Here is an 18228-nt window from a genome sequence, read left to right on the forward strand (position 1 = left end):
GCCATGCAAATGCTCCTCCTGCTCCCCGGCGACGGCATCGGCCCCGAAGTTTGTGCCGAGGTCCGCCGCGTCGCCGCCGCCCTGACGCCCGATATCGTTATCGACGAGGCGATTTACGGCGGCGCGAGTTTCGATGCGCACGGGACGCCGCTGACCGACGACGTGCTGGCGCGCGCCCTGTCGAGCACCGCTGTGCTGTTGGGTGCGGTCGGCGGGCCGCAATGGGCGAATGCCCCGCGGGCGCTGCGCCCCGAGGCAGGACTGCTGAAACTCCGCAAGGAAATGCAGGTCTTCGCCAATCTGCGCCCGGCGCTCTGCTTCGATGCACTCGCCGATGCGTCGAGCCTGAAGCGCGAGGTCGTCGCGGGCCTCGACATCATGATCGTGCGCGAGCTGACCGGCGGGGTTTATTTCGGCGAGCCGCGCGGGATCGAGACGCTCGCCGACGGGCAACAGCGCGGGTTCGACACGCAGGTATATACCACCGGCGAGATCGAGCGGGTGGCGCGGGTCGCTTTCGAGCTGGCGCGGGGACGCAGCAATCGGGTGACGAGCGCCGAAAAGTCCAATGTCATGGAGTCGGGCGTCCTGTGGAAGCAGGTCGTGACCGCGCTCCACGCGCGCGACTACACCGATGTGCAGCTCGACCATATGCTGGCGGACAATGCCGCCATGCAGATCGTCCGCGCGCCGACGCAGTTCGACGTGCTGCTGACCGACAATCTGTTCGGTGACATCCTGTCCGACGCGGCGGCGCAGGCGACGGGGTCGCTGGGGATGCTGCCCTCGGCGGCGCTGGGCGAAGCGGGTAAGCCGGGGCTGTACGAGCCGATCCACGGGTCCGCGCCTGATATTGCGGGCAAGGGCGTGGCCAATCCGCTGGCGGCGATCCTGTCGTTCGAGATGGCGCTGCGCTGGTCGTTCGGGCGGGCGGACACGGCGGACCGGCTGTTCGCGGCGGTGACGCGCGCGCTCGACGGTGGCGCACTCACGCGCGATATCGGGGGCACGCACTCCACTACCGCGATGGGCGATGCGGTGATTGCCGCACTCGGTTAACGGGTCGGCAAGACCTGTAATCTAGCGTGTTTCCGCAGACGGGAACGCACGCATGATCGAAACACGTATCGAGGCAGCCAAGCCCGCCGATCCGGCGGCGGTCGACCGCGTGGCCAAGGCCTGCGGCGAAGTCGCCGTGGGTTGTACCGATGCGGGCGGGCTTGTCGACCGGGTCGCGACGAGCATTACCGGGCAGATCGGGGTGCTGGACGAACTACAGGCAGTGATGGCCAGTCTGGAGACCGATCAGCGTCAGGTGACCGACGCGACCGACGAAGCGCGGTTGCTCGCCGAGAGCGCCCGTGCGCGGTTGACCGAGGGCGGACGCACGATTTCCGCCGCTGTCGGCGAGTTCGGCGAGCTGACGGCGCTCGTCCTGCGGTTGGGGCAACAGATCACCAGCTTTGCCGCCGCCATGCAGCAGGTTCGCCGCACCGCCGACACGATCGATACGATCGCGCGGACGACCAACATGCTCGCGCTCAACGCCGCGATCGAGGCCGAACGCGCGGGCGACGCGGGCCGCACCTTTGCCGTGGTCGCGGCCGAGGTGAAAAAGCTCGCGCTCGACACACGCGCCGCGACCGAGGAGATCGGCGCGACGATGGACTCGCTGAACCGCGAAGGCGACGCGTTCATGGTCGAGCTGCAGGACGGCATGGCGCGCAGCCGTGCCGCCGAAAAGGGGCTGGCGCGCGTCACCGAAACCGTCGGCGAAGTCACGCATCTGGTCGAACAGGTCGACGCGCAGGCCGCCGATATCGCGCGCGCGACCAGCCTGATTCACCAGAGCGTGTGCCGTGTCGGCGACGAGCTGGACGGCTTTTCGGACGCCGCGCGTGCGAACAGCACTTTGCTCGGCGAAACCCACCGCACCGTACGCGGGCTGGAGCGGCAGGCGCACGAGATGCTCGACACGATTGTTCATTCGGGCTTTGCAGTCGCCGACCGGCGACTGGTCGATATCGCGGTGGGATTGCGCGACCGCTTCGTTGCGCTGACGACAGCGGCGCTGCGCGACGGGCGGCTCGATACGGCCAGCCTGTTCGATACCGGCTATCGCGAGATTACAGGGTCTAACCCGCCGCGCTTCGATACGGCGCTCAACGCCTTTGCCGATGCCGAGTGGCGGCCCGAACTCGACCGCATCGTGAAATCCGACCCCGCGATCATCTCGACGGCGTGCACCGACATCAACGGCTATTTGCCGACCCACACCACGCGGTACAGCCGCACACCGACCGGCGAACCGGCGCATGACGCCGCGTGGTGCCGCAACCGGCGCATTCTGGCGGACGACACCGACCGGATCGCCAAGGCCTCGACCAAGCCCTTCCACATCGCGGTCTTTCGCCGCGACCGTGACGATGGCGGATACGATGTGGTGCGGAATGTCTATGTGCCAATGGTCATCGACGGACGGCGCTGGGGCGATTTCGAGATCGCTTACCGGATCGATTGAGCCTCGACGGGCCGCTGGACGAGCGACACCAGTACGAACGAGATGATCATCAGCAAATACCAGGCGCCAAGCTTCATCGGCGACACGAGGGTCCAGCCGTGCTTCTGGCTCGGGTAGAGCCAGGCATTGGAGAAGGTCGCCAGATTTTCGGCGAACCAGATGAACAGCGCCACGAGCAGAAAGCCGAGCAGCAAGGGCATCCGCCGATGGGTGCGGAACGGGTGGAACCAGACGGTGGTGCGCCAGAACAGTACGGCAATCGCCGCAAACAGCGCGATGCGGATATCCGGCAGCCAGTGGTGCGCGAAGAAGTTCACATAAATGAGCGTGGCGAGCACGATCAGCAGTTTGCGCGCGGGAAAATGGTCGAAACGGAAATCGAATATCCGCCAGACCCGCGAGAGGTAGCTACCAACGCTGGCGTACATGAACCCCGAGAACAGCGGCACATCGCCGATGCGGAGCAGCGAGGGCTCGGGATAGGTCCATGAACCCGCTGCCGTCTTGAACAGCTCCATGACAGTGCCGATGACGTGAAAGGCGAGGATCACCTTGGCTTCATCCCAGCTCTCGAGCTTGAAGCGCAACATCGCGATCTGGATCGCGAGCGCGGCAAGTGTCAGGAAATCATAGCGCGCGAGCGGTGCATCCTTCGCGTAGAAGAGATGCGTGCCCATCAGCAGCGCGAGCATCAGTCCGCCGAACAGGCACGCCCAGCCCTGCTTGAATCCGAACAACAGAAACTCATAGGCGAACGCCTGAAAACCGGGTTTCGGCTCCCAGCTTTCAAGCTGCACGCGGATAGCGGCGAAACGGGTGGCACCCTGCCCCGGCACCGCCACAAGGCTAGACCTTCGCGCCCTGCCGTCGTGCCATGAATGCCAGCCTCTCGAACAGCATCACATCCTGTTCGTTCTTGAGCAGCGCGCCGTGCAGGGGGGGGATCGCCTTGCTCGGGTCACGCGATTGCAGCACGTCGAGCGGCATGTCTTCGGCGAGCAGCAGTTTCAGCCAGTCGAGCAGTTCGCTGGTCGAGGGCTTTTTCTTGAGGCCCGGCACCTCGCGGACGTCGTAGAAAATATCCATCGCCTTGTTGACGAGAATTTTCTGGATGCCGGGGAAGTGCACGTCGACGATGGCCTGCATCGTGTCGCGGTCGGGGAATTTGATGTAGTGGAAGAAGCACCGGCGCAGGAACGCGTCGGGCAGTTCCTTTTCGTTGTTCGACGTGATGACGACGATGGGGCGTTCCTTCGCCGCGATAGTCTCGTGTGTCTCGTAAACGTCGAAGCTCATCCGGTCGAGTTCCTGCAACAGGTCGTTGGGGAATTCGATGTCGGCCTTGTCGATTTCATCGATCAGCAGGACGGGGAGCTGCGGCGAGGTGAAGGCCTCCCACAATTTGCCCTTGCGGATGTAGTTGCGGATGTCGTGGACGCGCTCATCGCCAAGCTGCCCGTCGCGCAGGCGGGCGACGGCGTCGTACTCGTACAACCCCTGATGGGCCTTGGTCGTCGATTTGACGTGCCATTCGATGAGCGGGGCGTTCGCGGCCTTGGCGATCTCGTGGGCGAGGACGGTTTTGCCCGTTCCCGGCTCGCCCTTGACCAGCAGCGGGCGGCGCAGGGTGACGGCGGCGTTGACCGCGACTTTCAGATCGTCGGTCGCGACATAATCGGATGTGCCGGTAAATTTCATCTGCGCGCTCGCCCTGACGTTTACGTAAAGTCAGGGCTGGCGTTAGGACAGGTCGGCGCGGACGCCAAGCAATTTAGAGCGCGCTCAGTCGTCCACGCGCGACAACGCGCGCGCTTCGAGCAAATCCCATAGACCCCGGTGCTGGGTAACGATCTGTTGCGCGCCAAACAGCGCCGCACGTTCGATGGCAGGCGATGTTGCCGCCGCTTCTGCCGCCGCGCCGAGCGTCGTAACGGGCGGCAGGGTGCTGATCGCCAGATCGACCCCGAAACGCTTTGCCGCCGCATCGATGACACAGCGGATCGCATGCCAGTCGAGCGCAAGCGCAATGGCGGCGCCGAGTGCACAGCCCTGACGGTCGGACTGGGCCAGCATGTCGATGGCGTGGTGCTGGGCAATGACGCTGGCTTCGGTCTGAGCCTGTCCTGGCGTGCTCGGGATCGGGCCGGCGGCGACGACGACACGACCGAGCGCCTCGCGCTCCGCCGCAAAAGCATCGGCCAGCGCGAACAAGGTTTTCCGTGCGGCGGAATCGAGCGTCCGGACCGCAGCATGATCGATTACGCCCGGGTGCCGACCATGGAGCATCGACAAATGATGGAGCGCGTCAGCGGCGTTGCGCGTATCGCGCGCGCTGTCGAGCGAAAGCAGCGACCGGACATGCGGGTGCGACGCCGAGGCCTCACGAACCACCAGCGCGGTAAGCGCAGATGTCGCCGGGCCTTTTGCCGTCACCGGTGCTGTCTGGGTCGCCATACTCGAACCTTCCTGACCGAACGCCGGTCAATTCCTGAACCATCTCCCTAACCGAAGCGCGTAAAGACTGGGTTGAGACGGCGTTAGGTATCTGGGAAGGATTGCGGGTTCGGCGCGGATCGGGCACGCCCTGCCCCATGTTCCTCAATTTTCTCGACGAGCTGCGCGCAGCGGGCATCCCTGCCAGCCTGAAAGAGCATCTGGTGTTGCTGGAGGCGCTCGACGGCGAGGTGATCGACCGGACACCTGAAGAGTTCTATTATCTCGCCCGCGCGACCTATGTGAAGGACGAGGGGCTGATCGACCGGTTCGACCAGGTTTTCGCCAAGGTGTTCAGGGGGATTGCCACGACTTTCGGCGAACCGGGGGCGGAGGTTCCGGCCGACTGGTTGCGCGCGGTCGCCGAGAAATTCCTGACGCCCGAGGAAATGGCCGAGATCGAGAAGCTCGGGACATGGGACGAGCTGATGGAGACGCTGAAACAGCGGCTCGAGGAACAGAAGGAACGCCACGAGGGCGGCAACAAGTGGATCGGCACCGGCGGCACATCGCCGTTCGGCAACAGCGGCTACAACCCCGAAGGCGTGCGGATCGGCGGCGAATCGAAGCACAAGCAGGCGGTCAAGGTCTGGGACAAGCGCGAATTCAGGAACCTCGATTCGACCAAGGAACTGGGCACCCGCAACATCAAGATCGCACTGCGTCGCCTGCGCCGGTTCGCGCGCGAAGGAGCAGCGGACGAACTCGACCTTGACGCGACGGTCAGCGGCACGGCGCGGCAGGGCTGGCTCGACATCCATATGCGGCCCGAGCGGCACAATGCGGTCAAGCTGTTGCTGTTCCTCGACGTCGGCGGGTCGATGGATCCGCATATCAAGCTGTGCGAGGAATTGTTCAGCGCGGCGACCGCCGAATTCAAGAACATGGAATTCTTCTACTTCCACAATTGCCCGTACGAGGGCGTCTGGAAGGACAACAAGCGGCGCTATAGCGAGCGCACGCCGATGTGGGACGTGCTCCACAAATATGGACACGACTATAAGCTGATCTTCGTCGGCGATGCGTCGATGTCACCCTATGAAATTTCGCATCCCGGCGGGTCGGTCGAACATTTCAACGAGGAATCGGGCGTGGTGTGGATGCAGCGGCTGACCAACACCTATCCGGCGGCGGCGTGGCTCAACCCGGTGCCCGAGGCGCATTGGGGATATTCGCAGTCGATCGCACTGATCCGCGAGTTGATGAACGAGCGTATGTTTCCGCTGACGCTCGACGGCCTCGACGATGCGATTCGGGCGCTGACGCGGAAGAACTAGCTCAGGCGGAAAGTGCGAAGGCAGGCGCGTCGAGGCATTGCTGTGCCTTGGCCATATAGGTGCGCGCGAGGGTCAAACGCCGCTCGCGGGCTGCCGGCGTCACAGCACGCAGCGCAGCCGCCTTTTCCGACGCAGCGCGCCGCTGGTAATAGCGGTAATCCGATTCCACGACGACCCCCGCCCCTCTCCGGACGCAATTGATTGCAGGTGACGATATGATGATTCGTCGGCGCGTCAACACCGACACTCAATGCGTTGAGAGCAAACGGTTTTATTGTACGACGAATCAGTACAGCAAATATTTTCGTCGCGAATCGGACCAATTTTGCTCGTCGTGGCGTGTTGGCGTGTCAAGCGATTCCGGTGTCGCGGCAGGGTCGTCCACCCATGTCCGCAAACCCGGCCCGCCGTTGATGACATCGATCGCGAGTTTGCCGAATTCATATTCATACGGAAAATCGCGCCACAAATCATAGTCGGGATAGAGGTTGCGGATTGCCCTGAAGCCCAACGCCTGCACACGCCAGGGACGGAAGGCGTCATGGTCGTAGGCTGCACCCTCGGCATGGATGTGCAGGCCGTGGCACAATTGCTCGACATGCTTGTGGAAGGTCGGTTCGAAGCTGATTTCGCGCAGGGTGCAGCCGTCCAGCCAGTGCGGCGCAATGCGACGCATTTCGGCGTGCACCGCGCGGGCATCGATATCGGGCGCGCCGAACAGTTCGAGCGGGCGCGTCGTCCCCCTGCCCTCGCTAAGCGTGGTCCCCTCGAGCATCACCGTTCCCGCATAGGCGCGCGCCATGTTGACGTTGGCGGCGTTGGGACTGGGGTTGATCCAGATGCGGTCGGTCGGCCAGCCGAAGCCGGGGCCGTCGGGGTCGTAGCCCTCCATCGCGATGACGCGGTAATCGACGTCTAGATTGTAGTGATCGATGAACCAGTGGCCGAGCTCGCCGAGCGTCAGCCCGTGGCGCATCGGCATCGGCCCCGCGCCGACGAAGCTTTCCCAGCCCGGCAGCAAAGTCAGTCCCTCGACCGGGCGCCCGGCGGGGTTGGGGCGATCCAGCACCCAGACCGACTTGCCATGTTCCGCTGCCGCCTCAAGCACATAGAGCAGGGTCGTGATAAAGGTGTAGATGCGACAGCCGACGTCCTGCAGGTCGATCAGGATCGTGTCGAACGTCCCCATCGACTGGCCGGTCGGGCGGCGGACCTCGCCGTAGAGGCTGAACACGGGGATGCCGTGGACCGGGTCGGTGAAGTCGGGCGACTCCATCATATTGTCCTGCTTGTCCCCGCGCAGCCCATGCTGCGGCCCGAAGGCGGCGGTGACGTTGAGGCCGGTGGCGACCAGCGCATCGAGCGAATGGGTGAGGTCGGCTGTCACAGAGGCCGGATGCGCGAGCAGCGCTATGCGCCTTCCTTCGAGTGGGGCACGCAGGGCGGGGTCGGCGAGGAGGCGGTCGATACCGAAGTTCATGGGGGTGGCTTTGTCGGAAGAAGTGAGCTTCGACAAGCTCAGCCAAGTCGGGTTGGGAGAGCACCCTCCACACCCGACTTGGCTGAGCTTGTCGAAGCCCCTTTCTTCTTCAACCCGGCACTTCGAGTGCAAAGCAATCCGCATGATGAAAATCAGGTGCCCCCGGTGGGTGGCGCAGCGCCCAGTAGGATTTGGTGCCGTCGGTTTCCTCGATGACGGCTGAGAGGGCGATGCGCGTCGTCCCCGGCGGGAGGGGCAGCGTCGCTTCCAGCCGGAACTCGAAAGTCTTGCGCGATTGCCACAGCCGAGCGGGTTCGGCATCCGAGCCTTGCAAGCCCGTCCGGTACGAAGCGAAATCGTAGATCGCCCAATCCGAGGCGGCCGACAGGTTGAATTCGCGGTACTCACCGCCTTTGCCGAACGCAGCAAAGGCCTCGAAGCATGTGCTTTTCCAGAGTTCGTCACGGCGGGAGCCTGCGCGCTTCGGCGGCAGGATGACGGTCGACAGGTCGCCGGTCAGGCGGAAACGGACGTCGAGGGTGTCGCCGCAAAATGCTGCTCTTGCTTCGAGATTGTAGGGTTGCGAGGGTCGGCTGGCTGGGTGCGGGTGGAGGAAAAGGAGAGGTTTTTCGCGTTGCGAAGGAGAGGGCTTCGACAAGCTCAGCCAAGTCGGGGAGAGAGAGTCGCCCTCACCAACCGACTTGGCTGAGCTTGCCGAAGCCCCTTTCTTTCTGGCCAAGACCGAGATCGCTTCCCAATCACCACGGATCAACGCCTGCTTCTTCGCCTGCCCCCAACCTTTCAGCTGCCGTTCGGCTTCCTTCGCCTCGTCGCGTGACGCAAACTCCTGTGCCCATACCAGCGCCACCGGCAGCCGTTCTGACGTGTATCCCTTGATCGCGCCCGCCTGATGCTGCCCGATCCGCTGCTCCACATTGTCGGTGTGCCCGACGTAGTACGTCCGGTCGGCGCAGTGGAGCATGTAGGTCCAGAAGGGCATCGGCGGAGTGTAGAAGAAGAAGGGGCTTCGACAAGCTCAGCCAAGTCGGTTGTAGAGGTCCGTCTCCAAACCGACTTGGCTGAGCTTGTCGAAGCCCTTCCCTTCTTTCTCCCCTTCCCGCTAAAGCCGCGCCATGACCGAATACCAGTCCGACCTGCTCCGCACCCTATCGTCGCGCGGCTATATCCACCAGATCACCGATGCGGGCGGGCTCGATGCGCTCGCGCAAAACCAGATCGTCCCCGCCTATATCGGCTTCGACGCGACTGCGCCGTCGCTCCACGTCGGTTCGCTCGTCCAGATCATGATGCTGCGCCGTCTGCAACAGGCCGGACACAAGCCGATCGTCATCATGGGCGGCGGAACGACCAAGATCGGCGATCCGTCGGGCAAGGACGAATCGCGCAAGATCCTGACGAACGAGGATATTGCGGCGAATATCGCAGGAATCCGCCGCGTGTTCGAGAAATTCCTCGACTTCGGGAACGGCCCGACCGGTGCGATCACGATCGATAACGCTGACTGGCTCGACAAGCTGGAATACGTCCCCTTCCTCCGCGATGTCGGGCGGCATTTCACGATCAACCGGATGCTGACATTCGATTCGGTGAAGTTGCGGCTCGAACGCGAGCAGCCGCTGACCTTCCTAGAATTCAACTACATGATCCTTCAGGCGTACGACTTCCTCGAACTGTCGCGCCGCACCGGGTGCCGGCTGCAGATGGGCGGCAGCGACCAATGGGGGAATATCGTCAACGGCATCGAACTGACCCGGCGGATGGATTCGACCCAGCTTTACGGGCTGACAACGCCGCTGATCACGACGGCGGACGGCGGCAAGATGGGCAAGACGGCTGCGGGTGCGGTGTGGCTGAACGACGATCTGGTGTCGCCGTACGATTATTGGCAGTTCTGGCGGAATACGGCGGACGGCGATGTCGGGCGGTTTATGCGGCTGTTCACCGATTTGCCGCTGAGCGAGATCGAGCGGCACGAAAAGCTGCAGGGTGCGGAGATCAACGGGGCGAAGCGTCTGCTGGCCTATGAGGCGACCGCGATGGCGCACGGGGTTCCGGCGGCGAAGATGGCCGAGGCGACCGCTGACGCGACCTTTGCGGGCGGGCATGGCAATGATTTGCCGAGCCATGCGATTGCCACCGAAGTCATCGGCATTGTCGATGCGCTGGTCGCGCTGAAGTTCGCGGCGTCGAAGGGCGAGGCGCGCCGTTTGATCGCGGGCGGCGGCGCGCGGATCGACGGGGAGAAGGTCACCGACGACACCGCCCTGATCGCGCCGGGGGCCGAGCCGGTGAAAGTGTCGGCGGGCAAGAAGCAGCACGGATTGATCGTCCGCTGACAGGGTAAACACCTTTTCAACATTGATTCTTCACGAAAAAATCGGCGCGTGGGCGCAACCCTCCACAACCATGCAGACCGCCACCGCCGAACCGCTCGCCGCGCATGTCGCGCACGTCAATCGCCGCCGTGCAGCGCGCGAGGAGATCCAGGCGGACACGTTGATGACCGACCGCGAGGGGCGGCTGTCAGGGGTGCGCCTGCTCAACCTGTCGGAAGACGGGTTCATGGCGATCACCGACATGGATCAATGCGAGCGTGAACCGATCCGTATCGACATGCCGGTCGTCGGTTGGGTGCGTGCCGACATCGTCTGGGTGCTGGGCGAACGCATCGGTGCCGCGTTTCGGGAGCCGTTGACGCCGATGCAGATGGGCGCGGTGGTGCGGGACGTGTCGAGGTAGACTGCTTCCCTCTCCCTCTAGGGAGAGGGTCCACGCGCACCAGCGCGGGAGGGTGAGGGCAGTGCAATGCTTCGATTGGGGCAGTGTTATCCCTCACCCCGCCGCGCCTGAGGGGCGCGTGTCGCCCTCTCCCCAGAGGGAGAGGGAGAAATTAGCCGGCTCTTAGCAAACTTACCGCCGCGTCGCGTTCGAACAGGTACAGCGCCGTCCGCGCCGCCTGCCCGCGCGCCCCTTCCAGCCCGCCGTCGCGATCGACCAGCAGCCGCGCATCGTCGGTGGCGGTCGCGATCATCGCGGTCATTTGTTCGATGCTCGCCAAGCGAAACCGTGCCTCGCCCGATTGCCGCGTGCCAAGCACTTCGCCGCCACCGCGCAGGCGCAAATCCTCCTCAGCGATGCGAAAGCCGTCATTGGTTTCACGCATCAAGGCGAGGCGCGCGCGCGACGTTTCCGATAGCGCATTGCCACGTAGCAACAGGCAGACCGAGCGTTCGGCCCCCCGCCCTACCCGCCCGCGCAACTGGTGCAACTGGGCAAGGCCGAAGCGGTCGGACTCCTCGATGACAATCAGCGAGGCATTGGGGACATCGACGCCGACCTCGATCACCGTCGTCGCGACCAGCACCGACAGCGCGCCGCTCGCGAATGCCGCCATCACCGCGTCCTTCTCCGGCGGCTTCATCCGGCCATGGACGAGGCCGATGCGGTCGCCGAAGCGCAATTTCAGCCCCGCCGCGCGCGCCTCGGCCGCCGCGCGGTCGCTGACCTCGCTTTCCTCGACCAGCGGGCAGACCCAATAGGCCTGCTTGCCCTCGGAAATGTGCCGCGCGAGGCCGTCCACGACTTCGTCGATGCGTTCGCCCGAAATCACCCGCGTCTCGACTGGCGTCCGGCCCGGCGGCATTTCGTCGAGGCGGCTGACGTCCATTTCGCCATAGGTGGTCAGGGTCAGCGTGCGCGGGATCGGCGTCGCGGTCATCACCAGCAGATGCGGCGGGGTTTCGGCCTTGGCGGTCAGCAACATACGCTGGGCGACGCCGAAGCGGTGCTGTTCGTCGACCACCGCAAGGCCGAGCCGCCGATAACTGACCGCTTCCTGAAAGATCGCATGCGTGCCGACGAGGATGTCGATGCTGCCGTCAGCAAGGCCCATCAGCGTCGCCTCGCGCGCCCGCCCCTTGTCGCGGCCGGTCAGCACCGCGATCCGCACATCGACGCCAGACAACATCCGCGACAGCGTGTCGTAATGCTGGCGCGCGAGAATTTCGGTCGGCGCGAGCATTGCCGCCTGCGCGCCCGCCTCGACCGCGACCAGCATGGCGTTCAAAGCGACGAGCGTCTTGCCCGACCCGACATCGCCCTGGAGCAGGCGAACCATCGGCGTTGCCTGCCGCATGTCGCCCTCGATCTCGCCGATCGTGCGCGTCTGCGCGCCGGTGGGGACATAAGGCAGCTTGAGCGCCGCGCGCAGCCGCCCGTCGCCGATCAGCGGCGTCCCGCGCCGTCGCCGGGTGGAGGCGCGCACCAGCATCAGCGCAAGCTGGTTGGCGAAAATTTCGTCATAGGCGAGCCGGTCGCGGGGCAACGTGTCGTCGGGATCGGTGTGCGCGGTCGCAATCGCTTCATGCCACGACGGCCAGCCGCGCGTCGCGAGCAAGCCGGGTTCGATCCATTCGCTTAAAAATGGCGCGCGCTCCAGCGCCTGAGCCGCAAGTTGATTGAGCTTTTTGCCGGTCAGCCCTTCCGACAGCGGGTAGATCGCCTCGCGCAGGGCGAGCGCCTCGTCCGGCCCGCCGATCTCGGGATGCACAATCTGGCGCATATCACCGTAGATTTCGAGCTTGCCCGAGACGAGGCGCGATTCGCCGAGCGGGAGCAGCTTCTTCGCATAGCCGGTGTTGGCACCGAAATAGGTCAAGCTGAGATAATCGCCTGCGACATCGACGGCGTGGACGTTCATCGGACTGCGCGGGCTGCGGCCGCCGCGATACTCGACCGGGGACACCACAATGGCGACCGTCTCGCCCGGCACGGCATCGTCGAGCCGCTCCACCCGGTGGCGGGTGACCGATCCGGTCGGCAGATGGAACAGCACATCGACGACGCGCGACAGGCCCAGCCGTTCGAGCGGTTTGGCGAGCGCAGGGCCGACGCCTTTCAACGCGGCGATCTCGGCAAACAACGGGTTGAGCAGGTCGGGGCGCATGGCTAGGGGGTGCCTATCACGAAGTCGGCAGGCAATGAAAATGCCCGCCGACCATTTGGCGTTGCGCCAAAGGCAAGGAATAGACGTTGGACCGCGAAACCCGCCTGAAACGCCTGCGCTTTCGCAGCTGGCATCGCGGCACGAAGGAAGCCGATATGACGGTCGGTGGATTTTTCGACCGGTTTTCGAGCCAATGGAATGAAACCGAAATCGCCTGGTACGAAATGCTGATGGACGAACAGGACGTCGATATCCTCGCCTGGGCAATGGGCACCGCCGCGCCGCCGCAGCATGTTGCCGGTCCCATGCTGACCGCGATGCAGCGGCTCGACTATATTTCGATTCCCGAATGACCGACATCTCGCGGATTACATGCGCAGCGGGGCCGCTGACGCTGGCGGGCGTGCCGACAGGTTTTCTCCCGTGGTTGATGACCGACCTCGCGCGCGCGGCAACGAAGCGCGCGGTGTTCATCGCGACTGACGAGGCCGAGATGCGCGGCGTCGCCGACACCGCGCACTGGTTCGCGCCCGAGGTCCGCGTGCTGACCTTTCCGGCATGGGACTGCCTGCCCTACGACCGTGCCTCGCCCAGCCTGCGGGCGACGTCCGAACGCATGGCAACCTTGTCGGCGCTGCAGGACAAGGCAGACGCGCCGCAGCTGCTGGTCACCACCGTCAACGCCGCGTCGCAACGCACATTGACGCCGTTCCGCCTGCGCCAACTCGTGGCGCGGCTCGCGCCGGGCGAACGGATCGACCGCGATGACTTGGCCAAGCTGCTGCAAGCCAATGGCTATGTCCGCACCGAAACCGTTGCCGATGCGGGCGACTATGCGGTGCGCGGTAGCCTCGTCGATCTGTTCCCCAGCGGGATGGAGCACGCGCTGCGCCTCGACTTCTTCGGCGACGAAATCGAAAGCATCCGCAGTTTCGACCCCGCCGACCAGCGCAGCATCGGCCCCGTCGACAGCTTTACGCTGCTCCCGGCCTCCGAATCGCTGCTCGACGAGGAGTCGATCAAGCGATTCCGCAGCCGGTATCGCGAAACATTCGGCGCGACCGCGACCGGCGACCCGCTCTATCAGGCCGTCAGCGAGGGGCGGCGGCTGGCAGGGATGGACCATTGGCTGCCGCTGATCGAGGAGAAGCTCGCCAGCTTCTTCGACCACCTCGGCCCCGACGACATCATCGTGCGCGATGCCGGATCGCCGGGGGCGGCGGATGCGCGGTTCGAAGCGGTTACCGACTACCACGCCAACCGCGTCCGCGCGGCGTCGAGCGATCCGGGCGGCTATCGCCCCCTGCCCGCCGACGCGCTCTATCTGGCGCGCCCCGAATGGGACGGGCTGCTGGCCGAGCGCCGCGTGCACCTCGTCACGCCGTTTCACGAACCCGAATCCGCCGCCGTCCTCGATTTTGGCATCGACGGCCCGCGCGATTTCGGCGCAGAGCGTAGCCGGTCGGAGAACGTCTACGAAGCGCTGGCCGACTACCGGAAATCGCTCAAGAAAACCGGCCTCATCCTCGCGAGCTATTCGGGCGGGTCGCGCCAGCGGCTTGCAGGACTCGTTGCCGACCACGGCCTCACCGACACCGCGATGGTCGAGACCTGGCAGGACGCACAGGGGCTGGCGGCGAAAGGCAAGGTCGCGCTCGCCGTCGTGCCACTCGACCGGGGCTTTGTCGCGCCGTCGCTGGCGGTCGTCACCGAACAGGATCTCCTCGGCGACCGCCTCGTCCGCCGCGCCAAGCGCAAGAAATCCGCCGACGCGTTCCTTTCCGAATTGGCCACGATGTCGCCGGGCGATTTCATGGTCCACCGCGACCATGGTATCGGCCGGTTCGAGGGGCTGACCTCGATCCCGGTCGGCAAATCGCCGCACGATTGCGTCCAGCTGACCTATGCGGGCGGCGATAAGCTCTTCGTCCCCGTCGAAAACATCGACGTCCTGTCGCGTTACGGCAGCGAGAGCGACGGCGTCGCCCTCGACCGGCTCGGCGGCGAGGCATGGCAGCGCCGCAAGTCGAAGATGAAGGACCGCATCCGCGAGATCGCGGGCGAACTCATTCTCGTGGCCGCCGAACGGGCGCTGCGCCCCGCCGACGTCATGACACCCGACGGCGCGTATAACGAATTCGTCGATCGCTTCCCCTATCAGGAAACCGACGATCAGGACCGCGCGATCGCCGAAGTCATCGACGATCTCGGCGCGGGCAAGCCGATGGACCGCCTCGTCTGCGGCGATGTGGGGTTCGGCAAAACCGAGGTCGCGTTGCGCGCCGCCTTCGTCGCGGCGATGGCGGGGCAACAGGTCGCGGTGGTGTGTCCGACGACCTTGCTCGCCCGCCAGCACTATAAGACGTTCGTCGAACGCTATCAGGGCTTCCCGTTGAAAATCGGGCGCCTGTCGAGGCTCGTCGCGCCGAAGGAGGCTGGCGAAACGCGCAGCGGGATCGCTGACGGCACGCTCGATATCGTCATCGGCACCCATGCGATTCTGGCGAAGTCGGTCGAGTTCAAGCGGCTCGGTCTTGTCATCGTCGACGAGGAACAGCGCTTCGGGGTGACTCACAAGGAGCGGCTGAAGGCGCTCAAGACCGACGTCCATATGCTGACACTGACCGCAACGCCCATCCCGCGCACGCTGCAAATGGCGATGTCGGGCCTGCGCGAGCTGTCGGTGATCCAGACGCCGCCGGTTGATCGCCTTGCGGTGCGGACATATGTCATGCCCTGGGATCCGGTGGTGCTGCGTGAAGCACTACTGCGCGAGCATTATCGCGGCGGGCAGAGCTTCTTCGTCGTGCCGCGCATCGCCGACCTGCCCGACATCGAGGAGTTTTTGACCAAGGAAGTACCCGAGGTGAAGGCCGTCACCGCGCACGGGCAAATGTCGCCGACCGAAGTCGAGGACCGCATGTCGGCGTTCTACGACCGCAAATACGATGTGCTGCTATCTACCACGATCGTCGAAAGCGGGCTCGATATCCCGAGCGCCAACACGATGATCATCCACCGTGCCGACCGCTTCGGCCTCGCGCAGCTCTACCAGCTCCGGGGCCGCGTCGGCCGCGCCAAAACGCGCGCCTATGCTTACATGATAACGGCGGCGAACCGGCAAATGTCCGAGGGCGCGGAGAAACGCCTGAAAGTTTTGAGCGATCTCGACAGCCTGGGGGCGGGCTTTCAACTCGCCTCGCACGATCTCGACATTCGCGGGGCGGGCAATCTGCTCGGCGACGAACAATCGGGGCATATCCGCGAAGTCGGCTTCGAACTCTACCAGTCGATGCTCGAGGAAGCGATCATGGAGGCCAAGGCGGGCGGAATCGTCGCCGCGCGCAAGGCCGACCTGTCGCCGCAGATCACCGTCGATGCGCCGATCCTCATTCCGGAGGATTACGTCCCCGACCTCGACCTCCGCATGTCGCTCTATCGCCGGATCAACGAGATGGAGGACGCCGAGCGGATCGAGGCGTTCGGCGCGGAACTCATCGACCGTTTCGGCCCGCTGCCCGATGCAACAGAGAATTTGCTGACGCTGATGTCGATCAAACTCAACGCCCGCGACGCCCATATCGCCAAGATCGATGTGGGTGCAAAGGGCGCACTGGTCAGCTTCTGGAACGACAGCTTCCCCAATCTGCCGGGCCTGCTGGCTTATGTCGAACGGCTGAAGGGCACCGCGAAACTGCGGCCCGACAGCAAGCTGAGCATATCGCGCGATTGGGACACCCCCCGCGCCCGACTCAACGGTGCGCTGCAACTGTCGAAGGGGCTGGCCAAGGTCGCGAAATGACGAGTTCGAGCAATCCCTCGACGCCGAGCGCTTCGGCGAACAGGAAGCCCTGCCAGTAGTTGCAGCCCTCTGCTGCCAGCAAGGCGAGTTGCTCCTCGGTCTCGACCCCCTCAGCAACGACTGCCAGCCCCAGCGACCGCGCCATGTCGATCACCCCGCGCACCACGATACGGTCGCGGGTGGTGCCCGCGATATCCTGCGCCAGTTCCTTGTCGATCTTGAGATAGTCGAGCGGCAGCGCCTTCAACCACGCCAGCGACGAATAGCCGGTGCCGAAATCGTCGATGGCGACGCGTACACCACCAGCGCGCAAGGTTGCGAACACCGTTGCTGCGCTCTCCAGATTGTCGATCAGGCCGCTCTCGGTGATCTCCACGGTCAACCGCGCACGGGGGAACCCCGAAGCATCGACCATCGCCAGAAACGCGTCGGCAAAACCTGCGACCGCAATGTCGCTGGCCGTCAGATTGATCGCAAGGCGCAAATCCGAAAGGGCGACTGGCCAGGCCGCCGCGCTCGTCAGGGCGCGCAGCTGGACATGCTGCGACAGGGTGAGCAGATAGTCGGAGCGCCCCGCGACCGCGAATAATGTGTTGGCGCTGAGGTCGCCATGGTCGGGATGGCGCCAGCGGGCGAGTGCCTCGACGCCGATCATCCGCCCCGACGACAGTTCGACCTGCGGCTGGAACAGCAGTTCGATTTCCTGGTCGTCGAGCGCACGGCGCAAATCTGATTCGAGGCTCGCGTCGAACAGCGCTTCGCCGTCGTCGTCGGCCCCGATCGCGCGGATCGACGACGTGTCGGACATCCGCGCTTCGGCGAGCGCGAGGCTGGCCCGACGCAACAAGCCGACCGAATCCTCCCCTGCCGCACTTTCGACGACGCCGATGCGGCAGCCGATGGCGACGATCTGCCCGCCGATCATGAACGGGCGGTCGATGCGGTGACAGATATCGACGGCCAGCGCCTCACCCCTGCCCTGCGGCACCAGCACCGCGAATTCTGCACCCGAAACGCGCGCAATCGTTGCGGTCGGGTCGGCCTCGCGCACCGCTCCGGCAATGCGCTGGGCGACCGCCCCTAGCAGTTCGTCGCCGACTTCACGGCCATAGGCGGCGTTGACCGATTCGAACCGCGTCGCCGCGACCAGCAGCGCGGATACCCGGCCCGCCTTCAACCGCCGTTCGATCTCGCCGGTTGCCTTGGTCCCTTCGAGGACGGGGCCGCCCTCCACACTCGATGCCGCGCGGCCCTGTACCGCATTGCCGACGAGCAGGCGCACAGCCTGCGCCAGTTCGGCCTGCGGGAACGGACTGGTCAGGTAATGCGTGGCCCCGGCATCGATCGAAGCGGTAATCCATTTAAGGTCGCGCCCCGGCACGATGGCCAGCACCAGCGCGTGACCCGCCAGTTCGCGGATCGCGGCCAGCGCCGACATGCCGTCGTCGCGCAGGTCGACGATGACTCCTGAAGCCTGGGTTTCGGCGATCCGGTCGAGCGGCTTGTCGAAGCCGCGCGCGCCGACGACATTCCACCCGCTCCGCGACAATGCGGTCACCAGCGCATTGCGGTTGACGCTCGACATCGCCAGCAGGGTCGAACTGGATTCGGTTTGGCTCACGCAGGCTCCACAAAAAGTCACGCTAGCCGCGCCGCTTGTCGCGCGCCAAGGGTAAATGTAACACCCAA

The 18228-nt window shown here is 64.8% G+C and carries 15 protein-coding genes; 7 read left to right on the forward strand and 8 right to left on the reverse strand.

Features of this window, described 5'->3' with window-relative positions; translation table 11 throughout:
* Positions 1 to 3 precede the first annotated feature (3 nt).
* Both leuB and M0209_RS05120 read left to right on the forward strand, forming a co-directional pair.
* Positions 4 to 1059, forward strand: coding sequence for a 3-isopropylmalate dehydrogenase (leuB, locus tag M0209_RS05115; protein ID WP_258887215.1), 1056 nt, complete (start codon positions 4 to 6; stop codon positions 1057 to 1059).
* A 52-nt stretch (positions 1060 to 1111) separates the two neighbouring features.
* Complete coding sequence (locus M0209_RS05120) at positions 1112 to 2521, forward strand: methyl-accepting chemotaxis protein (RefSeq protein WP_258887216.1); 1410 nt, start codon at positions 1112 to 1114, stop codon at positions 2519 to 2521.
* Here the strand turns inward: M0209_RS05120 and M0209_RS05125 are convergent.
* The 3 genes from M0209_RS05125 to M0209_RS05135 form a co-directional block, all read right to left on the reverse strand.
* Positions 2506 to 3363, reverse strand: a complete 858-nt coding sequence (locus tag M0209_RS05125; protein WP_258887217.1) for a DUF817 domain-containing protein — start codon at positions 3361 to 3363, stop codon at positions 2506 to 2508. The two genes, M0209_RS05120 and M0209_RS05125, sit on opposite strands and share 16 nt — an antisense overlap.
* 4 nt (positions 3364 to 3367) lie before the next feature.
* Entirely contained in the window at positions 3368 to 4219 is an 852-nt protein-coding gene (locus tag M0209_RS05130; protein ID WP_258887218.1) for a MoxR family ATPase, read from the reverse strand.
* 84 nt (positions 4220 to 4303) lie between these two features.
* The gene (locus M0209_RS05135; RefSeq protein ID WP_258887219.1) at positions 4304 to 4975 is read right to left on the reverse strand and encodes a DUF6975 family protein; all 672 of its coding nucleotides are present in this window, start codon (positions 4973 to 4975) and stop codon (positions 4304 to 4306) included.
* Positions 4976 to 5112: 137 nt separating this feature from the next.
* Between M0209_RS05135 and M0209_RS05140 the strand changes: the two genes are divergently transcribed.
* Positions 5113 to 6291: a VWA domain-containing protein gene (locus M0209_RS05140; RefSeq protein WP_258887220.1), complete on the forward strand. Its 1179-nt coding sequence runs from the start codon at positions 5113 to 5115 to the stop codon at positions 6289 to 6291.
* Position 6292: 1 nt separating this feature from the next.
* On the opposite strand, the gene M0209_RS05145 is transcribed toward M0209_RS05140, so the two are convergent.
* From M0209_RS05145 to M0209_RS05155, 3 genes are all read right to left on the reverse strand, one after another.
* The gene (locus M0209_RS05145; RefSeq protein WP_258887221.1) at positions 6293 to 6460 is read right to left on the reverse strand and encodes a hypothetical protein; all 168 of its coding nucleotides are present in this window, start codon (positions 6458 to 6460) and stop codon (positions 6293 to 6295) included.
* Between the two features lie 117 nt (positions 6461 to 6577).
* Positions 6578 to 7771, reverse strand: a complete 1194-nt coding sequence (locus M0209_RS05150; protein ID WP_258887222.1) for a DUF1343 domain-containing protein — start codon at positions 7769 to 7771, stop codon at positions 6578 to 6580.
* A 109-nt stretch (positions 7772 to 7880) separates the two neighbouring features.
* Complete coding sequence (locus tag M0209_RS05155) at positions 7881 to 8771, reverse strand: GIY-YIG nuclease family protein (RefSeq protein WP_258887223.1); 891 nt, start codon at positions 8769 to 8771, stop codon at positions 7881 to 7883.
* A 133-nt stretch (positions 8772 to 8904) separates the two neighbouring features.
* Here M0209_RS05155 and tyrS point away from each other — a divergent pair, with 133 nt between their 5' ends.
* Positions 8905 to 10128: a tyrosine--tRNA ligase gene (tyrS, locus tag M0209_RS05160; RefSeq protein ID WP_258887224.1), complete on the forward strand. Its 1224-nt coding sequence runs from the start codon at positions 8905 to 8907 to the stop codon at positions 10126 to 10128.
* Between the two features lie 70 nt (positions 10129 to 10198).
* Complete coding sequence (locus M0209_RS05165; RefSeq protein WP_258887225.1) at positions 10199 to 10531, forward strand: PilZ domain-containing protein; 333 nt, start codon at positions 10199 to 10201, stop codon at positions 10529 to 10531.
* A 151-nt stretch (positions 10532 to 10682) separates the two neighbouring features.
* On the opposite strand, the gene recG is transcribed toward M0209_RS05165, so the two are convergent.
* The gene (gene recG, locus M0209_RS05170) at positions 10683 to 12737 is read right to left on the reverse strand and encodes an ATP-dependent DNA helicase RecG (protein WP_258887226.1); all 2055 of its coding nucleotides are present in this window, start codon (positions 12735 to 12737) and stop codon (positions 10683 to 10685) included.
* 86 nt (positions 12738 to 12823) lie between these two features.
* Here recG and M0209_RS05175 point away from each other — a divergent pair, with 86 nt between their 5' ends.
* Complete coding sequence (locus M0209_RS05175) at positions 12824 to 13090, forward strand: succinate dehydrogenase assembly factor 2 (RefSeq protein ID WP_258887227.1); 267 nt, start codon at positions 12824 to 12826, stop codon at positions 13088 to 13090.
* Entirely contained in the window at positions 13087 to 16539 is a 3453-nt protein-coding gene (mfd, locus tag M0209_RS05180; protein ID WP_258887228.1) for a transcription-repair coupling factor, read from the forward strand. The genes M0209_RS05175 and mfd overlap by 4 nt, the downstream gene beginning before the upstream one ends.
* Here the strand turns inward: mfd and M0209_RS05185 are convergent.
* On the reverse strand, positions 16490 to 18160 hold the full coding sequence (locus M0209_RS05185; protein ID WP_258887229.1) for a GGDEF and EAL domain-containing protein: 1671 nt from the start codon (positions 18158 to 18160) through the stop codon (positions 16490 to 16492). The two genes, mfd and M0209_RS05185, sit on opposite strands and share 50 nt — an antisense overlap.
* Between the last annotated feature and the right edge of the window lie 68 nt (positions 18161 to 18228).

Origin of the sequence: Sphingomonas sp. SUN039 (assembly GCF_024758725.1) — a bacterium.
In the GTDB taxonomy this organism is placed as follows: Bacteria; Pseudomonadota; Alphaproteobacteria; order Sphingomonadales; family Sphingomonadaceae; genus Sphingomonas_O.